14 protein-coding genes are annotated in these 16,929 nt (G+C 62.3%); 5 read left to right on the top strand and 9 right to left on the bottom strand.

Annotated features, from left to right (window positions below):
• Window positions 1-46: 46 nt before the first annotated feature.
• A complete protein-coding gene (orn, locus tag KHO49_RS03820) occupies window positions 47-589 on the bottom strand; it encodes an oligoribonuclease (protein ID WP_011058931.1) in 543 nt (180 codons plus the stop codon).
• 107 nt (window positions 590-696) lie between these two features.
• Here orn and rsgA point away from each other — a divergent pair, with 107 nt between their 5' ends.
• Complete coding sequence (gene rsgA / locus KHO49_RS03815) at window positions 697-1,728, top strand: small ribosomal subunit biogenesis GTPase RsgA (RefSeq protein ID WP_110595440.1); 1,032 nt, start codon at window positions 697-699, stop codon at window positions 1,726-1,728.
• Window positions 1,729-1,780: 52 nt separating this feature from the next.
• Here rsgA and motB read toward each other — a convergent pair whose 3' ends face one another.
• Both motB and motA read right to left on the bottom strand, forming a co-directional pair.
• Window positions 1,781-2,887 (bottom strand): flagellar motor protein MotB, encoded by a 1,107-nt coding sequence (motB, locus tag KHO49_RS03810; RefSeq protein ID WP_213664640.1) that lies wholly within the window; start codon window positions 2,885-2,887, stop codon window positions 1,781-1,783.
• Between the two features lie 3 nt (window positions 2,888-2,890).
• Window positions 2,891-3,742 (bottom strand): flagellar motor stator protein MotA, encoded by an 852-nt coding sequence (motA, locus tag KHO49_RS03805; RefSeq protein WP_102862901.1) that lies wholly within the window; start codon window positions 3,740-3,742, stop codon window positions 2,891-2,893.
• 166 nt (window positions 3,743-3,908) lie between these two features.
• Here motA and KHO49_RS03800 point away from each other — a divergent pair, with 166 nt between their 5' ends.
• From KHO49_RS03800 to asd, 3 genes are read left to right on the top strand one after another with little or no spacing between them, the layout of a single operon-like run.
• Complete coding sequence (locus KHO49_RS03800) at window positions 3,909-5,447, top strand: HDOD domain-containing protein (RefSeq protein ID WP_110595438.1); 1,539 nt, start codon at window positions 3,909-3,911, stop codon at window positions 5,445-5,447.
• 43 nt (window positions 5,448-5,490) lie between these two features.
• Complete coding sequence (gene rhdA / locus KHO49_RS03795) at window positions 5,491-6,306, top strand: thiosulfate sulfurtransferase (protein WP_110595437.1); 816 nt, start codon at window positions 5,491-5,493, stop codon at window positions 6,304-6,306.
• A gap of 18 nt (window positions 6,307-6,324) precedes the next feature.
• Window positions 6,325-7,185, top strand: a complete 861-nt coding sequence (asd, locus tag KHO49_RS03790) for an archaetidylserine decarboxylase (protein WP_102862898.1) — start codon at window positions 6,325-6,327, stop codon at window positions 7,183-7,185.
• Window positions 7,186-7,257: 72 nt separating this feature from the next.
• Here the strand turns inward: asd and serB are convergent, their stop codons facing one another.
• Window positions 7,258-8,472, bottom strand: coding sequence for a phosphoserine phosphatase SerB (gene serB, locus KHO49_RS03785; protein ID WP_102862897.1), 1,215 nt, complete (start codon window positions 8,470-8,472; stop codon window positions 7,258-7,260).
• Between the two features lie 133 nt (window positions 8,473-8,605).
• Here serB and KHO49_RS03780 point away from each other — a divergent pair, with 133 nt between their 5' ends.
• Window positions 8,606-10,132 (top strand): AhpA/YtjB family protein, encoded by a 1,527-nt coding sequence (locus tag KHO49_RS03780; RefSeq protein ID WP_102862896.1) that lies wholly within the window; start codon window positions 8,606-8,608, stop codon window positions 10,130-10,132.
• 224 nt (window positions 10,133-10,356) lie between these two features.
• Here the strand turns inward: KHO49_RS03780 and KHO49_RS03775 are convergent, their stop codons facing one another.
• The 5 genes from KHO49_RS03775 to parE all read right to left on the bottom strand — a co-directional run bounded on the left by KHO49_RS03775 (window position 10,357) and on the right by parE (window position 16,918).
• Complete coding sequence (locus tag KHO49_RS03775) at window positions 10,357-11,067, bottom strand: PqiC family protein (RefSeq protein ID WP_213664639.1); 711 nt, start codon at window positions 11,065-11,067, stop codon at window positions 10,357-10,359.
• 179 nt (window positions 11,068-11,246) lie between these two features.
• Entirely contained in the window at window positions 11,247-13,505 is a 2,259-nt protein-coding gene (gene parC / locus KHO49_RS03770; RefSeq protein ID WP_102882021.1) for a DNA topoisomerase IV subunit A, read from the bottom strand.
• A 7-nt stretch (window positions 13,506-13,512) separates the two neighbouring features.
• Window positions 13,513-14,034 (bottom strand): retropepsin-like aspartic protease family protein, encoded by a 522-nt coding sequence (locus KHO49_RS03765; RefSeq protein WP_102862893.1) that lies wholly within the window; start codon window positions 14,032-14,034, stop codon window positions 13,513-13,515.
• Window positions 14,031-15,014: an esterase-like activity of phytase family protein gene (locus tag KHO49_RS03760; RefSeq protein ID WP_110595435.1), complete on the bottom strand. Its 984-nt coding sequence runs from the start codon at window positions 15,012-15,014 to the stop codon at window positions 14,031-14,033. The genes KHO49_RS03765 and KHO49_RS03760 overlap by 4 nt, the downstream gene beginning before the upstream one ends.
• The gene (gene parE / locus KHO49_RS03755; RefSeq protein WP_102882023.1) at window positions 15,014-16,918 is read right to left on the bottom strand and encodes a DNA topoisomerase IV subunit B; all 1,905 of its coding nucleotides are present in this window, start codon (window positions 16,916-16,918) and stop codon (window positions 15,014-15,016) included. The genes KHO49_RS03760 and parE overlap by 1 nt, the downstream gene beginning before the upstream one ends.
• Window positions 16,919-16,929 lie beyond the last annotated feature (11 nt).

Here is a 16,929-nt window from a genome sequence, read left to right as displayed (position 1 = left end):
CCGCTTGCAGCGTGCGCCCGTTCGCCGGCAAGCCGGCTCCTGCAGGTCAGAATTTGATGAAGTGCTTGCGGTAGTGCTGCAGCTCGGCGATGGACTCGCGGATGTCGTCCAGGGCCAGATGGGTGCTGCCTTTCTTGAAGCTGTCGCGCACGTCAGGAGCCCAGCGGGCGGCCAGCTCCTTGAGGGTCGAAACGTCCAGGTTGCGGTAATGGAAGTAGCTTTCCAGAGCCTTCATGTGGCGATAGAGGAAGCGCCGATCCTGGCAGATGCTGTTGCCACAGATGGGCGACTTGCCCTTGGGTACCCACTGCTCCAGAAAGGCAATGGTCTGGGCTTCGGCTTCGGCCATGCTGATGCGGCTTTCGCGAACCCGCTGGGTCAGGCCGGAACCACCGTGCTGGCGAGTGTTCCACTCGTCCATACCGGCAAGGATCTCGTCGCTCTGGTGGATAGCGATGACCGGCCCTTCAGCCAAGGTGTTCAGATTGCTGTCAGTGACAATGGTCGCCATCTCGATGATGACGTCGGTGTCGGGGTTCAGACCGGTCATTTCCAGATCGATCCAAATCAGGTTCTGTGGGTTTTGCATGGGGGGCTCCTCGGCGTAGTTGCGCAGTTTAGCCTAGAGGGCCTGCCCGGCGTGCTAAACTCGCCGCCGTTTTACCTATCCGCCGTAATTATCAACACGGAACACCAATGGCCAAACGCCAGCTCAATCGTCGCCAAAACTGGCGCATCGAAAAGATTCAGGGTGAGCGCGCTGCCCGCGCCGCCAAACGCGAGTCCTCCGCCGTAGAGGCGCTGGAGGGTGGCGACCTCGGCCCGGAACAGACCGGCCTGGTCATTGCTCACTTCGGCGTGCAGGTCGAGGTCGAAGCCCGGGAAGGTGAGCTGGCCGGCCAGGTGTTCCGCTGCTACCTGCGAGCCAACCTGCCAGCGCTGGTGACTGGTGATCAGGTGGTATGGCGCGCCGGCAATCAGGGCATCGGGGTGATCGTCGCGCAATTGCCGCGCAGCACCGAGCTGTGCCGACCGGACAGCCGTGGCCAGCTCAAGCCGGTGGCCGCCAACGTCGACATGATCGTGATCGTGTTTGCCCCCATGCCCGAACCCCACGCCAATCTTATCGACCGCTACCTGGTTGCCGCCGAGCACGCCGGGATTCGGCCGCTGCTGCTGCTGAACAAGGCCGACCTGATCGACGAGCAGAACGCTCCGGCACTCAACGCCTTGCTGGCGGTCTATCGCCAACTGGGCTATCCGCTGCTGGAAGTCTCGGCCCACCACGGCGACGGCATGGAGCAACTGCAAGGCTTGCTGGACGGACGCATCAGCGTATTCGTGGGGCAATCGGGGGTGGGCAAGTCATCCTTGGTGAATAGCCTGCTGCCGGAAGTCGAAACCCGAGTCGGTCCGCTGTCGGAATACTCCGGACAGGGCACCCACACCACCACGACCGCGCGACTGTTCCACTTCCCGGGCGGCGGCGAGCTGATCGACTCCCCCGGCATCCGCGAATTCGGCCTGGGGCATGTCAGCCGCGCCGATGTCGAAGCTGGCTTCATCGAGTTCAACGACTTGCTGGGTACCTGCCGCTTCCGCGACTGCAAGCACGATCGCGAGCCGGGTTGTGCATTGCTCAAGGCTTTGGAAGACGGGCGCATCCAGCAGCAACGGATGAACAGCTACCGCTCGATCCTCGCCAGCCTGCCAGACAGCGGCTACTGAGCCGAGCACTGTAGAAACAACAAGGCCGCGATCTTCGCGGCCTTGTTGTTTGTCACCTGACGGTTCCCGGCGCAGCCGCTGGGGCCACAGGCGCAGAAGCCGGAGCAACCGGCTTGGGAGCCGGCGCCTGGCCGGCCGATCCCTGCTCATCCATCTTCAGTACGCCATCCTCGAAGATGTTCATGCGCTGGCGCACTTCATGAGCGGGCAACGGCTCGCTACCCGGCGGCAAGGCATTCGGGTCAGCCGCCGCACCCGGCACTTCACCTGGCGCCCCAGTACCCTGGTTGGGCGTAGGAGCGTCTGGATCCGTCTGCTCGCCTTCGATAGCGCGCTGGGCCTTCTTGGTCAGCACCACAATATCGATCCGCCGGTTGACCGGGTTGACCGGATTCTTGCGGTCGAACAGCGCAGAGGAGGCAAAGCCCACCACCCGCGCCACTTGCGGATCGGGATAACCGCCAGCCACCAGAGCCCGACGCGCAGCGTTGGCACGGTTGGCGGACAGTTCCCAGTTGCCGAATTCACCACTGCCGGCATAGGGCGTGGCATCGGTATGACCGCTGATGCTGATCTTGTTCGGCACCGCCTTGATGGTGTCGGCCATGGCCAGCAGGATGTCTTCGAAATACGGCTTCAGACGTGCGCTGCCAGAGTCGAACATCGGCCGGTTCTCGGCATCCATGATCTGGATCCGCAAGCCGTCCGGAGTGATTTCGAAGAGGATCTGGTCCTTGAACTTCTGCAGTTGGGGATTCTCTTCAACCTTGTTCTGCAGCTCTTGTAGCAGCAGTTCAAGACGCTCGCGCTCCACCTGCTCGGCCATGCCCTCCACCTGATCGGCATCCACCGTGACCTTGTCCGGTTGCGGCTGGGACTTGATCTCGGGGTTTAGGGTGTTATCCGGCGCCAGTTCGGGAGAGCCACCCAGATCAATGATGTAGGGTGTGCCGCTTTCCGAGAAGCCGATCGGGTCCTTGAAGTAACCGGCGATGGCGATCTTCTGTTCCGGGGTTGCGGTGGACAAGAGCCACAGCACCAGGAAGAACGCCATCATCGCCGTGGCGAAGTCGGCGAAGGCGATTTTCCAAGCGCCCCCGTGATGCCCGCCAGCGAAGCGCTTGACGCGCTTGATGATAATCGGCTGATTATTTTCCATGACTTAGCGACCGCGAACCGCTTGTTCCAGCTCGGCGAAGCTAGGACGGTGCGCTGGGTACAGAACCTTGCGCCCGAACTCCACCGCCAGCGAAGGCGGCATGCCGGAAGCCGAAGCGACCAGGGACGCCTTGATGGCTTCGTAGACGTTCAGCTCTTCCTTCGCATCGTGCGCCAGGGAAGTGGCCAACGGACCAAAGAAACCATAGGCCGCGAGGATACCGAAGAAGGTCCCGACCAAGGCCGCACCTACGTGCAGGCCAATGGACGCCTGGTCGCCATCCCCCAGGGACGCCATGGTCACCACGATCCCCAATACCGCCGCCACGATACCGAAACCGGGCATGCCATCGGCGATCCCGGTGACTGCATGGGAGGGATGCTCAAGGTCTTCCTTGAGACTGAACAGTTCCATGTCGAACAACCCTTCCAGCTCGTGAGGAGCCATGTTGCCGGAGGACATGATGCGCAGGTAGTCACAGACAAAAGCGGTCATGCGCTCATCTTTGAGCACCGCAGGATACTTGGCGAAAATCGGACTGGCCGCAGCGTCCTCGATGTCACCCTCGATGGCCATCATGCCTTCGCGACGACTTTTGTTGAGGATCTCGTAGATCAGCCCCAGCACTTCCAGATAGAAGGTGTGAGTAAAGCGCGAACCGAACATACCCAACGACTTTTTGATGACATGCATCGTCATATAGCCTGGGTTGGCCTGGAGGAATGCGCCAAAGGCAGCACCACCAATGATCAAAACCTCGAAAGGCTGGATCAGTGCCGCGATTTTGCCGTGTGAAAGCACGTATCCGCCGAGCACGCTCGCGAATACGACGATGATGCCGATAATTTTAGCCATAGGTAGGAGAGTACTTACTGAGTCGGGTTCAAGGTCATATTCGGAAGTTCTTAAAACTCTTCTTCTACTTATCGGCAAAACTGCGCCAGACTATAGCCAGTTAAGGCGAAAAGCCAGTTTGGCCCGCTCTGGGCGTGTTCACAGCAGACGATGATTGCGCCCGACCATGTCTAATGAAACCAACGTCCCACATTCCCCGCCCACCTCTCTCGACGCCTGGGTAAAGCTCCTCAATGGCGTGCGCTTGCCCGTACCGCAAGCCAGCCATGATCGAGTGTGCAAAGCCATCGCCAACAATCGCAGTTCGCTGCGGGACATTGCCGAACTGATGCAAAACAGCCCGGCGCTGGCCCTGAGCGTGATCCGCGAAGCCAACCGGCACTCCCACGGCAGCATGAGCGAACCGGCAGAAAACCTGGAGGTCGCGGTCAACCGCCTGGGACTCAAGCGCACCGAAGAACTGCTCGAACAACTGCCCACCCTGCCAGAGGAACAGATTCCGCAGGCTCTGCGTCAGTTGCAACTGATCAGCCAGCACGCCACCCAGCAAGCCAACGGTTTTTTCGCCGGGCGCCTGGCGCGACTGTGGCAGGACATTCACTGGGGCAGCCTGCTGTTTCTCTCGCCACTGTGGGCCATGGCCCTGGTCTACCCCAAGCTCGTGGAAGAGTGGGAACTGCGAGTCATCTATAAGCACGAGTCGGCTCGTCAGGTAGAAATGCAACTGTTCGGCGTTCGGCTGATGGAATTGTGCCAGGCCCTGGTCCATGCCTGGCACCTGCCAATCTGGGTGCGGCAGGGTTATCGCCTGCTGACCCAAGAGCAGCGTCAACTGGCCAAGGTCATGCTGATCGCCCGCGACAGCGAACATCCGCTGCGCCAGCAACAGCGCCTGGATGCCGATCCGGACCTGCAGCGCTGGCTGAACCAGCCAGCCAACTGCGTCCTGCTGGCCAACGGCCTGGCCCTGGCGGCGCAGCACTCCTGGAACAACGCTCATGGCCGACGCTGGCAAAACCTCACCGGCCTGTATCTACAAATGCCGGTCGCCCAGGTCCAGCAACAGCTACACCAGCAGGCCGCAACCAGCGCTCGCAATGACAGCCAACCCGATCTCTGGCACCCGGCCCAGGCCCTGATCTGGCCCTGGGATGTCCGGCGCCTGCACAACGGTGAACAGCCGGCACCGGCTCCGACAGCCGAGGAGTTGGCCAAATGGCGCAAGCTCTGCAGCGAACTTCTACTGGAACCCAGCCCCTTCACCAATGCCGTGCACCTCACCAGCTTTGCCCGAGATGCCCTGGTGGCCTGCGGCATGCGTCGAGTGCTGTTACTGATGGTTGACCGCAGCCAGAGCCACCTGCGGGTACAGCAACTCTACGGTCTGCCCAAGGAAACAGCAGGGCTGACACTGCAGGCCAAACAGAGCACGGTCCTGCAACGTCTGCTGGAAAAATCTGCCCAGGTGCGCCTGACGCCGGCCAACAATGGGCAGTTCTCCGCCCACCTGCCAACCTCCTTGCGCCAGTTGTTTCGGGGCGAGCACCTGCTGATGCGCTCCCTGTCGTGCAACGGCCGGGTACTGATGCTGGCCGTGGCCGATCAGGGCGGCGTTCCGTTCTCGGAAATCAGCGTCCAGGCGTTCGGCAAGACCGCTCAGTGCATCGAAAAAGCCTTGCATAGCTTTACCAACCGCAGCCAATGACGCTTGCGCTACAATCCTTCCCTTTGTGCCCTGGGGACCTGACATGTCTGACTTCTCTGGCTTGCCGCTGGTCATCGAACCGAGCGACTTGCTCGCCCGCCTCGACGCCCGCGAACTGATCCTGGTCGACCTGACCAGCGCTGCCCGCTATGCAACCGGGCATATTCCCGGGGCGCGCTTCGTCGACCCCAAGCGCACCCAGCTCGGCCAGCCCCCCGCCCCCGGACTGCTGCCGCCACAGAACGCCCTTGAAGCGCTCTTCGGCGAGCTCGGGCACAACCCGGACGCGGTCTACGTGGTCTATGACGACGAAGGCGGAGGCTGGGCCGGCCGCTTCATCTGGCTGCTGGACGTGATCGGCCACAGTCACTACCACTATCTGGACGGCGGCCTCACGGCCTGGCTGGCACAAAGCCTGCCAGTGACCACCGAAGTTCCAGCCCCGGCAGGCGGCCCAGTGCCCCTGATCCTGCATGACGAACCCACCGCCACCCGCGAATACCTGCAAAGCCGTCTCGGTGCAGCCGACCTGGCCATCTGGGACGCTCGCGGCCCGCTGGAATACTCCGGGGAGAAAGTCCTGGCCGCCAAGGGCGGACACATTCCCGGCGCGGTGAACTTCGAGTGGACCGCCGGCATGGACCAGGCGCGCCATCTGCGCATCCGCCGCGACATGCCACAGATCCTCGCGGACCTGGGCATCAGCAAAGACAAAGAAGTGATCACCCACTGCCAGACCCACCACCGCTCGGGCTTCACCTATCTGGTGGCCAAGGCGCTGGGCTACCCACGGGTCAAGGGCTACGCCGGCTCCTGGGGCGAATGGGGCAATCATCCCGATACGCCCGTAGAGATTTAAGGTTTTTAAGGACACCCAATGAAAAAGCGTTTGTTCATCCTCAGTCAGTACCTGCTGCCTCATCACCTGCTGTCGCGCCTGGCCGGCTGCATTGCCGAGTGCCGTGTGCGCTGGTTCAAGAATGCGTTCACCAGCTGGTTCGCCAAGCAGTACCAAGTGAACATGTCCGAAGCCCAGGTGGAGGACGTGACGGCCTACGAACATTTCAATGCCTTCTTCACCCGCGCCCTGAAAGAGGGCGCACGCCCGCTGGACCCAACCCCAGGCGCAATCCTCAGCCCCGCCGACGGTGCCATCAGCCAACTGGGGCCGATCGAACACGGCCGGGTATTCCAGGCCAAGGGCCACAGCTACAGCGTGCTGGAGCTGCTGGGTGGCGATCCGGCCCTGGCCGCGCCTTTCATGGGCGGCGACTTCGCCACCGTCTACCTGTCGCCCAAGGACTATCACCGAGTGCACATGCCCCTGGCCGGCACCCTACGGGAAATGGTCTACGTGCCCGGGCGGATCTTCTCGGTCAACCAGACCACCGCCGAGAATGTCCCGGAATTGTTCGCCCGCAACGAACGCGTGGTGTGCATTTTCGACACCGAGCGCGGCCCGATGGCGCTGGTACTGGTCGGCGCAATGATCGTCGCTTCGATTGAAACCGTCTGGGCCGGCCTGGTAACGCCACCCAAACGTGAGCTCAAGACCGTGCGCTACGACGAAGCAGCCCGCGCGCCCATCCATCTGGAAAAAGGCGCAGAGATGGGTCGCTTCAAACTGGGCTCCACGGCCATCGTGCTGTTTGGCCCGGATCAGGTGCAGTGGGCTGAAGAACTGGCCGCCGGCTCGCCAGTGCGGATGGGCCAGGGTATGGGTCTGCCCAAGGCTTGAGACCTGAATGCCGGACACAAAAAACGCCGCTGATCAGCGGCGTTTTTTATGGGCGGGGATTTTTCCCGGGACTCAGAGCTGCCCGTCGCGATCGCGGAAACCCAGCAGATACAGCACGCCGTCCAGACCCAGGGTCGAGATCGCCTGCTTGGCCGATTGCTTGACCAGCGGTTTGGCACGGAACGCCACGCCCAAGCCGGCAATTCCCAGCATCGGCAAATCGTTGGCGCCATCACCCACAGCGATGGTCTGCTCCAGGCGCAGGCCTTCCTTGTGGGCCAGCTCGCGCAGCAGATCGGCCTTGCGTTGAGCGTCGACAATCGGCTCGATGGCGACGCCGGTGACCTTGCCGTCCACCACCTCCAGTTCGTTGGCGAACACGTAATCGATACCCAGCTTGGCCTGCAACTGCTTGGCAAAGTAGGTGAAGCCGCCGGAGAGAATCGCGGTCTTGTAGCCCAGGCGCTTGAGCTCGGCAAACAGGGTTTCGGCGCCCTCGGTCAGACGCAGGGACGCGCCGATGGAATCCAGCACGCTGACGTCCAGACCCTTGAGCAACGCCAGGCGCTCCTTGAAGCTGGCACGAAAATCCAGCTCGCCGGCCATGGCCCGCTCGGTGATTTCTGCCACCCGCTCACCCACGCCAGCCGCCTTGGCCAGCTCGTCGATGACCTCGGCTTCGATCAGCGTCGAGTCCATGTCAAACACCGCCAGGCGGCGGTTGCGGCGGAACAGCGAATCTTCCTGGAAGGCGATGTCGACGTTCAGCTCCTGGGCCACGCTGAGGAATTCGGCTCGCAGGGCTTGCGGATCGGCGGCTTCACCACGCACGGAAAACTCGATGCAGCCTTTGCCCTGATCGGCTGGCATATCCAGGGGCATGCGCCCGGACAGGCGATCGATGTGATCGATGTTCAGACCGTACTTGGCAGTGATCGAACTCACTCGCTGCAACTGCTCGGCGGTGACCTTGCGCGTCAGCAGGGTGACGATGTGGCGTTGCTTGCCCTGCCCGTCGACCCACTGCTGGTAGTCCTCCTCGGACACCGGTGTGAAACGCACCTGCTGATCGAGCTTGTAGGCGGTGAACAGAATGTCCTTGAGCACCGACGAACTCTGCTCGTTGCTGGGAATTTCAACCAGGATGCCGAACGACAAGGTGTCGTGGATCACCGCCTGACCGATGTCGAGAATGTTCACACCACCCTGGGCCAGAACACCCGTAATGGCCGCAGTCAGACCGGGACGATCTTCGCCGGTGATGTTTATCAGGACAATTTCGCGCAAGGCGCACCCCCGAGGTGGAAAAAAAGCGCATTCTACCCACTTTCGGTGACCATCGGGCACAGCCAGCGCTTTGCCGGTCTAGGGCCTGTCGCTATACTGCGCGTCAACTTCACGGACAAAAGAGCCGAGCTCAGTGAACCGGCCCACGCCAGTTAAAACCGATAACTTCTTCCTGCTGATCTTCCGTGCACTGCGCCACCGCCGTGTGCCGATTGCATTGCGCATTGCCAGCCATAACGTGATCCTGGTCGCCCTGGCCCTGGTGATCTATGCCGGCGTGATGGGCCTGCAGTTCAAGCAAGCCATGCACGAACAAGCCGACGCCCTGGGTCAGAGCCTGACCACCCAGACCGCCACTTCGGCCACCGAGCTGCTGGTGTCCAATGACATCCTCAGCCTCAACGTCCTGCTCAACAACCTGACCAAGAACCCGCTGGTGGCCCATGCGGCGATCTACAGCGTCGACAACCGCATCCTCGCCGAAGCCGGGCAACGCCCCAAGAGCAGCCTGCTGGGTGAAACCGAGGGTGTCTACCAGACCAAGATCACCTTCCAGGACGTGACCGCCGGCAACCTGCGGATCAGCCTGGACATGGCGCAGTTCCAGCAGCCAATGACCATCAGCCTGCAGAGCATGGGCATTCTCAGCGCCATCCTGCTGGCCCTGGCCCTGGCCCTGAGCCTGCGTCTGGGTCGCCACATCTCCACCCCGCTGCTGCAACTGCGGGTCTGGCTGCGGGACCTGGATGAACACACTCCGGCGACCCAGCGCCAGGACGAAATTGGTGATCTGGCGCGCCAACTGCACGCTCGCCTGGTACCGGAAAAGCCCGAGCCAGAGCCGCAGCCAGAGCTCGAAGAGCAGGATGACGAGGAACACGAAGCCGCATTCGAAGTGCGTAACCTGCGTGACCCAAGCTTTGATGAAAGCACCCCGCTCGCCGGTCTGAAGCCTGCGCCACGGCATCTGGTCAGCGCCGAGGAGGACGAACTGGACGAAGAAGATCCGTTCGCCGACCTGCGTGATCACTCGTCGACTCCCGCCCCCAAACCTGCGCTGCAACCCCAGGTCCCGGCTCAGCCTCAGCACAGCGCAGTACTCGCAGTGCAGTTGGGAGCCCAGGAACAACTGCGCCGCCTGCCCCGCGCGCGGCTGATGGAACTGCTGGAGCGCTATCGCGATTGCCTCGACCAGGCGGCCTCGCTGTACCAGAGCGAACTGCACACCCTGAACGATGGCAGCACGCTGATGCTGTTCCATAGCGAAGACAGCGGCGACGACTACCTCACCAACGCCATCTGCTGCGGCGAGCTGTTGCGTGCTCTGGGCCATGCCCTGCAGATCGAAGTGGCGGACAGCGGCATCACCCTGCAACTGCAATTGGGCCTGACGCTGGGCGAAGGACTGTTCGGCCTGAGCCAGATCGACCTGCTGCTGACCGAAACCGCCCAGGACGCCCTGGCGCTATCCCAGCACAGCCGCAATCTGCTGCTGGTGGAGCGCCAGATCAATGACGACGCGCTGATCCGTCAGCGCGCGCGTATCCGCCCTATCGCCAGCCCGGAAGGAGCTTGCTGTGTCGAACGACTGATGGAGCCCTATCCGTCAATGCTGGAACGGCAATTGGCACGCATGCATGAGACACGGGCCAAGCTGTAAGGCTGGCACCGTGCAAGAAACAGCCCGCCAAGTGCGGGCTTTTTTGTGGCCTTCGTGTAGCCACTGACGCAGCCAGCAACAAGCCCCGAAGGAGCTTTAGCGCGAGGCATGACTGCGGCCTGTTCGCAGGCTGCAGGGATGGTGCTGGCTATATGGAACACCTGCCACAGCCAGTAACGAAAAGGCCCGCGGATTAGGCGGGCCTTGTCTTGCAGCGGCTCAACTCAGAATCTGAACACTTCCATATCCGTCCGGATTGGCGTGGCCATTGGGATCTTCGGCTGCTTCTCATGCTCGACAGGCTTGGGCGCTGGTGCCGGCGGCGCCTTGCGTGGCACCTCTGCCACCGCCGGCTGATTGGCCAAGGGTTTGAGGGCGACCGACAATTGCTCGGCCAGACGCTGCAACAACACGCCCTGGGCCTGGACCTGAGACGCCGTGGTACCCGCATGCTGCTCCTGCAGGTGAACAATGCGGTTGTCCCGCACCTGACCACGACGATCGATCAGGCGCCACTGAGCATCCAGTACCGCCGGTTGCGACTTGCCGGAATCCAGGCGAGTGATCGACAGCAGTACCTGAACATCCGGAGTGAAGCCGCTGGTGGCCGGCGCCAGTACCACGCGCTGGCTGTCCAGATGGCCGGCCACCTGGCGCAGCAGCAACTGGTCGATGTCCGAAGACAAGCTACCGGCCCAACGACCATCGGTGGAGGCTTGCAGGCTGCCATCGTCCTGGCGTTGCAGGAGGGTTTCCCGTTGCAGGTAGTCAGCGATCAACACCGGCCCCAACAATACCGACATGCCGGCACTGGCCGGCTGAGCTGGACTTCCGCTGTCCAGCTGATACAGCGACACCGGCTGGTGTACGCTGCAACCCGCCAGGCCAAAAACGCCCGCGAGCAAGAAAACAAGAGGAAGGCGCAGAGCAGTCATCATCCCATCCAAGTGGCGGCCACAAGGCTGGCCACAGTGTAAATACTCAAAAAAATTGAATAACGCCCGGCCACGCCAGCGTTTGAAACGCGCATATCATCCGTGAATATGCGCCATGACTCCAGTGTTCTAGCGTTGATCTGGCGCTTAAGTCCAAGATCGAACGCTCTAGCCCGCCCTTAACTGAGCGGCTCTACCAACAACGCATCGACCCGCTGGAAACCGCGAGGCAGTTTGTTGCCACGACGCCCGCGCTCGCCCTTGTAGTGTTCAAGGTCATCGGCCTTCAACGACAAGGTGCGCTTGCCCGCCTGCAACACCAGGGTCGCGCCATCGGGCAGCACCGCGATGTCGGTGACGTACTCTTCGCGGCTGGCCACGCGCTCACCGGGAATGCCGATGATCTTGTTGCCCTTGCCTTTGCCCAGCTGCGGCAGGTCGCTGATCTTGAACACCAGCAGACGCCCCTCGGTGGTCACCGAGGCCAGCCAGTTCTGCTCGCGGTCGGCCACCGGCCGCGGCGCCAGGACCTTGGCGTTGTTCGGCAGGCTCAACAACGCCTTGCCCGCCTTGTTCTTGGCCTGCAGATCTTCGCCCTTGACCACAAAGCCATAGCCCGCGTCGGAAGCGATCACATACAAGGCATCGTCATCGGGCAACAGTACGCACTCGAACGTCGCACCCGGTGGCGGCGTCAGACGACCGGTCAACGGCTCGCCCTGACCACGGGCCGATGGCAGCGTGTGGGCCGCCACCGAGTAACTGCGGCCGGTGGAGTCGATGAACACCGCGAACTGGTTGGAACGCCCCGCAGCAGCAGTCTTGTAACCGTCACCGGCCTTGTAAGACAAACCAGTGGCGTCAATATCATGCCCCTTGGCGCAGCGAACCCAGCCTTTTTCCGACAAAACGATGGTCACCGGCTCGGTGGGCATCAGCTCATTTTCCGACAGTGCCTTGGCTTCCGCACGGGCAACGATCGGGGAGCGACGGTCGTCGCCGTAGGTTTCTGCGTCTTGCAGCAATTCGGTGCGCACCAGCTTCTTCAGCTTGGTCTCGCTGTTGAGCAGGGCTTGCAGCTTGGCCTGCTCCTTGAGCAATTCATCCTGCTCGGCCCGCAGTTTCATCTCTTCCAGACGCGCCAACTGCCGCAGGCGGGTATCGAGGATATAGTCGGCCTGGATTTCGCTGAGGGCGAAACGCTCGATCAGCTTGGCCCGCGGATGCTCCTCGGTACGGATGATGTGAATCACCTCATCCAGGTTGAGGTAAGCGATCAGCAAACCGTCCAACAGGTGCAGGCGACGCTCGACCTTGTCCAGGCGGAACTGCAGGCGCCGGCGCACAGTGCTAACCCGGAACTCCAGCCATTCCACCAGCAACGCCCGCAGGTTCTTCAACTGCGGCTTGCCGTCCAGACCGATGATGTTGATGTTGACCCGGTAGGTCGACTCCAGCTCGGTGGTGGCGAACAGATGCTGCATCAGTTCATCGGGATCGACCCGGTTGGAGCGCGGGATGATCACGATGCGGCAGGGGTTCTCGTGGTCCGACTCGTCCCGCAGGTCGGCCACCATCGGCAGTTTCTTGGCCTGCATCTGCGCGGCAATCTGCTCCAGCACCTTGGCCCCGGAGACCTGGTGCGGCAGCGCGGTGACAATAATGTCGCCATCCTCGATCCGATACACGGCGCGCATGCGCACCGAGCCACGGCCGGTTTCATAGATCTTCAGCAGGTCGGCGCGCGGGGTGATGATTTCCGCTTCGGTGGGGTAATCCGGCCCCTGGATATGCTCGCAGAGCTGCTCCACCGTGGCCTTGGGTTCGTCCAGCAGACGCACGCAGGCCGAAGCCACTTCCCGCAGGTTGTGCGGCGGCACGTCGGTGGCCATGCCCACGGCGATACCGGTGGTGCCGTTGAGCAGGATATTCGGGAGACGCGCCGGCAATACCAGAGGTTCCTGCAAGGTGCCGTCGAAGTTCGGCCCCCAGTCCGCAGTGCCCTGGCCCAGCTCGCTGAGCAGCACTTCGGAATAGCGCGACAGACGCGCCTCGGTATAACGCATGGCCGCGAAGGACTTGGGATCGTCCGGCGCACCCCAGTTGCCCTGGCCGTCCACCAGCGTGTAGCGATAGCTGAAGGGCTGTGCCATCAGCACCATGGCTTCGTAGCAGGCGGAATCCCCGTGAGGGTGGAACTTACCGAGCACATCACCCACGGTACGCGCGGATTTCTTGTGCTTGGAATCGGCATCCAGCCCCAGCTCACTCATGGCGTAGACGATACGCCGCTGTACCGGTTTCAGGCCGTCGCCGATATGCGGCAAAGCACGGTCCATGATCACGTACATGGAGTAGTTGAGGTAGGCACTTTCGGTGAAGTCAGCCAGTGACCGGCGTTCTACGCCATCCAGGCTGAGATCAAGGGAGTCGCTCATGCGGGCCTCATTGGTTCGTTGTCTGGCGCAGCAGCATAGTGCCGCCGCGCTGAGTAAATTCAAGTTTCTTCAAAGCGCTCATGCCCAGCAAAATCTGGTCGCCGTCGAGCCCCGGGGCCACCAGGGCCCTGACGTCCTGGAGAACGATATCCCCCAGTTGCAAACGCTCGATGCGGGTCCGATAACCCTCGCTGCGCCCGTTGGCCGTGCTCAGGGTGACCGGCACCCCACGCTCCAGGCCCAGGCGCTCGGCCAGCCCGGAAGGAATCGACACCTCGGTGGCGCCGGTATCGAGCATGAATTGCACCGGCTGCCCGTTGATATGGCCGCTGGCGACGAAATGCCCCTGGCCGTTGCCGACCAGTTTCACTTCGATATAACCCTCATGTTGTTGCGAACTGACGACCGTGTTCGGGTTCTCCTGACGGGCCTCCCAATCGGCAAAGAACCGCGTGGCCAGGAACAGCGCAGCGGCCCAGGCCATGATCAGCATCACGCGCCCGGCACTCTTGCCCGGTTGCTGGCTCATGACTTGCTACTCCAGCCACCTTCAGGCGCAGCAAAACGCCAGACGATGGGACGGGCCTCGCCATCGGCGCGGGCTCCATTGTTGTTGTCCACACCGATCCAGGCCCCCTTGGCATCCACCACCAAGGCTTCCGCCAGCCCATAGGGCTGTGGATAACGTCGATGCTCCACCAGCGCCTCGGCGGCATAGGACCAGCACTGCTCGACCTTGGCGGTCTGCGCATCCCGGCGACAGATCTGATAGGCGTTACGCTCCAGGGTGAACAACTTGCCGTCGAACAGCGACACGTCGGCAAAATCCCGGGACACCGCCTTGGCATTGGGCACCTGCTCCGGCTGCATTTCCGAGCCAGCCTCACTGAGCAGCACGCAACCACCATCACAGTCCCAGGTGGTCTGCCCGCGCTTGATCAGCAACAGCCCGCGCCGCTCACGCTCCGCCGCCAACCAGATACGGTCGCCGGCAGGGTTCACCGCCAGGCCTTCGAACAAGGCGTTGAAATGCAGGAGCATGCCACTGGCCCGCGCTTCACGGACCATGATCGGGGAGATCTTCAACCAGGCCGGCGTGCCTTGCGCCGGCACTTGTAGCACCGCGGCATGAGCCTCGCTGATCACGTACTTGTTGCTGGCGGCGTCGCAGGAGATGCCTTCGAAATCCAGGTCGCCACCACGCACGAAGGACGCCGCCCAGGTCCGTGACTTCAAGCCCCAGGGCAAGCCGGTATCGGGTACTGCAGGTACCTCCAGCTTGACGGCATCGGCCTGCCAGGCACTGTCGCGGGTATCGAGCTTGTAGATCTGATCGTCATCGCGGTCGGAAACCGTCCACAAATCCTGGCCACAGAGTGCCAGCCCGGACAGATTGCCGCCGCGCATGCCTTCCACAGGATGCTCGGACAACAAGGTCAGTTCGGGCACTGGCGCGGCCACCACCGAGGTTGCCAATAGCGCTAGGGCCAGGGCAAAACCTCTGTGCATCAGGCCAGCACCTCGGCCAGGTTGCCCTTGGACTCCAGCCAGGACTTGCGATCACCGGCGCGCTTCTTCGCCAGCAGCATGTCCATGATTTCTGCGGTGGCCTCGACGTCGTCCAGGGTCAACTGCACCAGGCGCCGAGTGTTCGGGTCCATGGTGGTTTCACGCAGTTGCGGCGGGTTCATCTCACCCAGCCCCTTGAATCGGGTGACCTGGGGCTTGCCGCGCTTCTTCTCGGCCACCAGGCGATCGAGAATGCCGTCGCGCTCGGCATCATCGAGGGCGTAGAAGATGTCCTTGCCCAGGTCGATGCGGTACAGCGGCGGCATGGCCACATAGACGTGACCGGCATTCACCAACGGGCGGAAATGCTGGACGAACAAGGCACAGAGCAAGGTGGCGATGTGCAAACCGTCGGAGTCGGCATCGGCGAGGATGCAGATCTTGCCGTAGCGCAGTTGGCTCATGTCCTCGGCGCCTGGATCGACCCCGATGGCCACAGCGATGTTGTGCACTTCCTGGCTGGCCAGGACTTCGCTGCCGTCCACTTCCCAGGTGTTGAGGATCTTGCCGCGCAACGGCAGGATCGCCTGAAATTCCTTGTCCCGCGCCTGCTTGGCCGAACCGCCAGCAGAGTCACCTTCCACCAGGAACAGTTCGGAGCGCATTGGGTCCTGGCCGGCGCAGTCCGCCAGCTTGCCGGGCAGCGCCGGGCCCTGGGTAATGCGCTTGCGCTCGACCTTCTTGCTGGCCTTCAAGCGGCGACCGGCGTTGCTGATGGCCAACTCCGCCAGTTGCATGCCCAGCTCGGGATTGGCATTGAGCCACAGGCTGAAGGCGTCCTTGACCACACCGGAAACGAAAGCCGCCGCCTCACGGGACGACAAACGCTCTTTGGTCTGGCCGGAGAACTGGGCGTCTTGCATCTTCATCGACAGGACGAAGGCGATCCGTTCCCAGACGTCTTCCGGAGCCAGCTTCAGGCCACGGGGCAGCAGGTTGCGGAATTCGCAGAACTCGCGCATGGCATCCAGCAGGCCCTGGCGCAGGCCGTTGACGTGGGTACCGCCCTGGGCCGTGGGGATCAGGTTGACGTAGCTTTCCTGAACACTGTCGCCACCTTCCGGTAGCCACAGCAGGGCCCAGTCCACCGCTTCCTTGTTACCGGCCAGGCTGCCGCAGAACGGCTCGCTGGGCAGGCGTTCGAATTCGCTGACCGCATCCACCAGATAGGAGCGCAAGCCGTCTTCGTAATGCCACTCGACCTTCTCACCGCTGGACTTGTCCTCGAAGCTCACCAACAGCCCCGGGCACAGTACCGCCTTGGCCTTGAGCACATGCTTGAGGCGGCTGACGGAGAATTTCGGCGAATCGAAGTATTTCGGGTCCGGGGCAAAGTACACACTGGTACCGGTGTTGCGCTTGCCCACGGTGCCGACCACTTCCAGCTCGGTGGCCTTGTAGCCGTCGGCGAAGGTCATCTGGTATTCGTTGCCGTCGCGCTTGACCCGCACCCGCACCTGGTTCGACAGGGCGTTGACCACGGAAATACCCACCCCGTGCAAACCGCCGGAGAACTGGTAGTTCTTGTTGGAAAACTTGCCGCCGGCATGGAGCTTGGTGAGGATCAGCTCGATCCCGGAGACGCCCTCTTCCGGGTGGATGTCCACGGGCATGCCGCGGCCGTCGTCGCAGACTTCCAGGGAGTGGTCGGCGTGCAGGATGACCTGTATCGACTTCGCATGGCCGGCCAGGGCTTCGTCGACACTGTTGTCGATGACTTCCTGGGCCAAATGGTTGGGCCGCGTGGTGTCGGTGTACATGCCCGGGCGTTTGCGCACCGGGTCGAGTCCCGAGAGGACTTCGATGGCGTCTGCGTTATAAGAGCTAGCGCTGGGAGTGGCCATGGGTTCTCGTC

Source organism: Pseudomonas sp. RC4D1, assembly GCF_018390395.1.
GTDB lineage: Bacteria > Pseudomonadota > Gammaproteobacteria > Pseudomonadales > Pseudomonadaceae > Aquipseudomonas > Aquipseudomonas danubii.
This window is presented reverse-complemented; position numbering and strand designations above follow the sequence as displayed.

Excerpts from the sequence above, each read along its gene's own strand:
- parC (WP_102882021.1), bottom strand. The coding sequence starts at position 13,505 with ATGAGCGACTCCCTTGATCTCAGCCTGGATGGCGTAGAACGCCGGTCA.
- parE (WP_102882023.1), bottom strand. The coding sequence starts at position 16,918 with ATGGCCACTCCCAGCGCTAGCTCTTATAACGCAGACGCCATCGAAGTC.
- motA (WP_102862901.1), bottom strand. The coding sequence starts at position 3,742 with ATGGCTAAAATTATCGGCATCATCGTCGTATTCGCGAGCGTGCTCGGC.
- KHO49_RS03800 (WP_110595438.1), top strand. The coding sequence starts at position 3,909 with ATGTCTAATGAAACCAACGTCCCACATTCCCCGCCCACCTCTCTCGAC.
- orn (WP_011058931.1), bottom strand. The coding sequence starts at position 589 with ATGCAAAACCCACAGAACCTGATTTGGATCGATCTGGAAATGACCGGT.
- rhdA (WP_110595437.1), top strand. The coding sequence starts at position 5,491 with ATGTCTGACTTCTCTGGCTTGCCGCTGGTCATCGAACCGAGCGACTTG.
- KHO49_RS03765 (WP_102862893.1), bottom strand. The coding sequence starts at position 14,034 with ATGAGCCAGCAACCGGGCAAGAGTGCCGGGCGCGTGATGCTGATCATG.
- KHO49_RS03775 (WP_213664639.1), bottom strand. The coding sequence starts at position 11,067 with ATGACTGCTCTGCGCCTTCCTCTTGTTTTCTTGCTCGCGGGCGTTTTT.
- rsgA (WP_110595440.1), top strand. The coding sequence starts at position 697 with ATGGCCAAACGCCAGCTCAATCGTCGCCAAAACTGGCGCATCGAAAAG.
- asd (WP_102862898.1), top strand. The coding sequence starts at position 6,325 with ATGAAAAAGCGTTTGTTCATCCTCAGTCAGTACCTGCTGCCTCATCAC.
- KHO49_RS03760 (WP_110595435.1), bottom strand. The coding sequence starts at position 15,014 with ATGCACAGAGGTTTTGCCCTGGCCCTAGCGCTATTGGCAACCTCGGTG.
- motB (WP_213664640.1), bottom strand. The coding sequence starts at position 2,887 with ATGGAAAATAATCAGCCGATTATCATCAAGCGCGTCAAGCGCTTCGCT.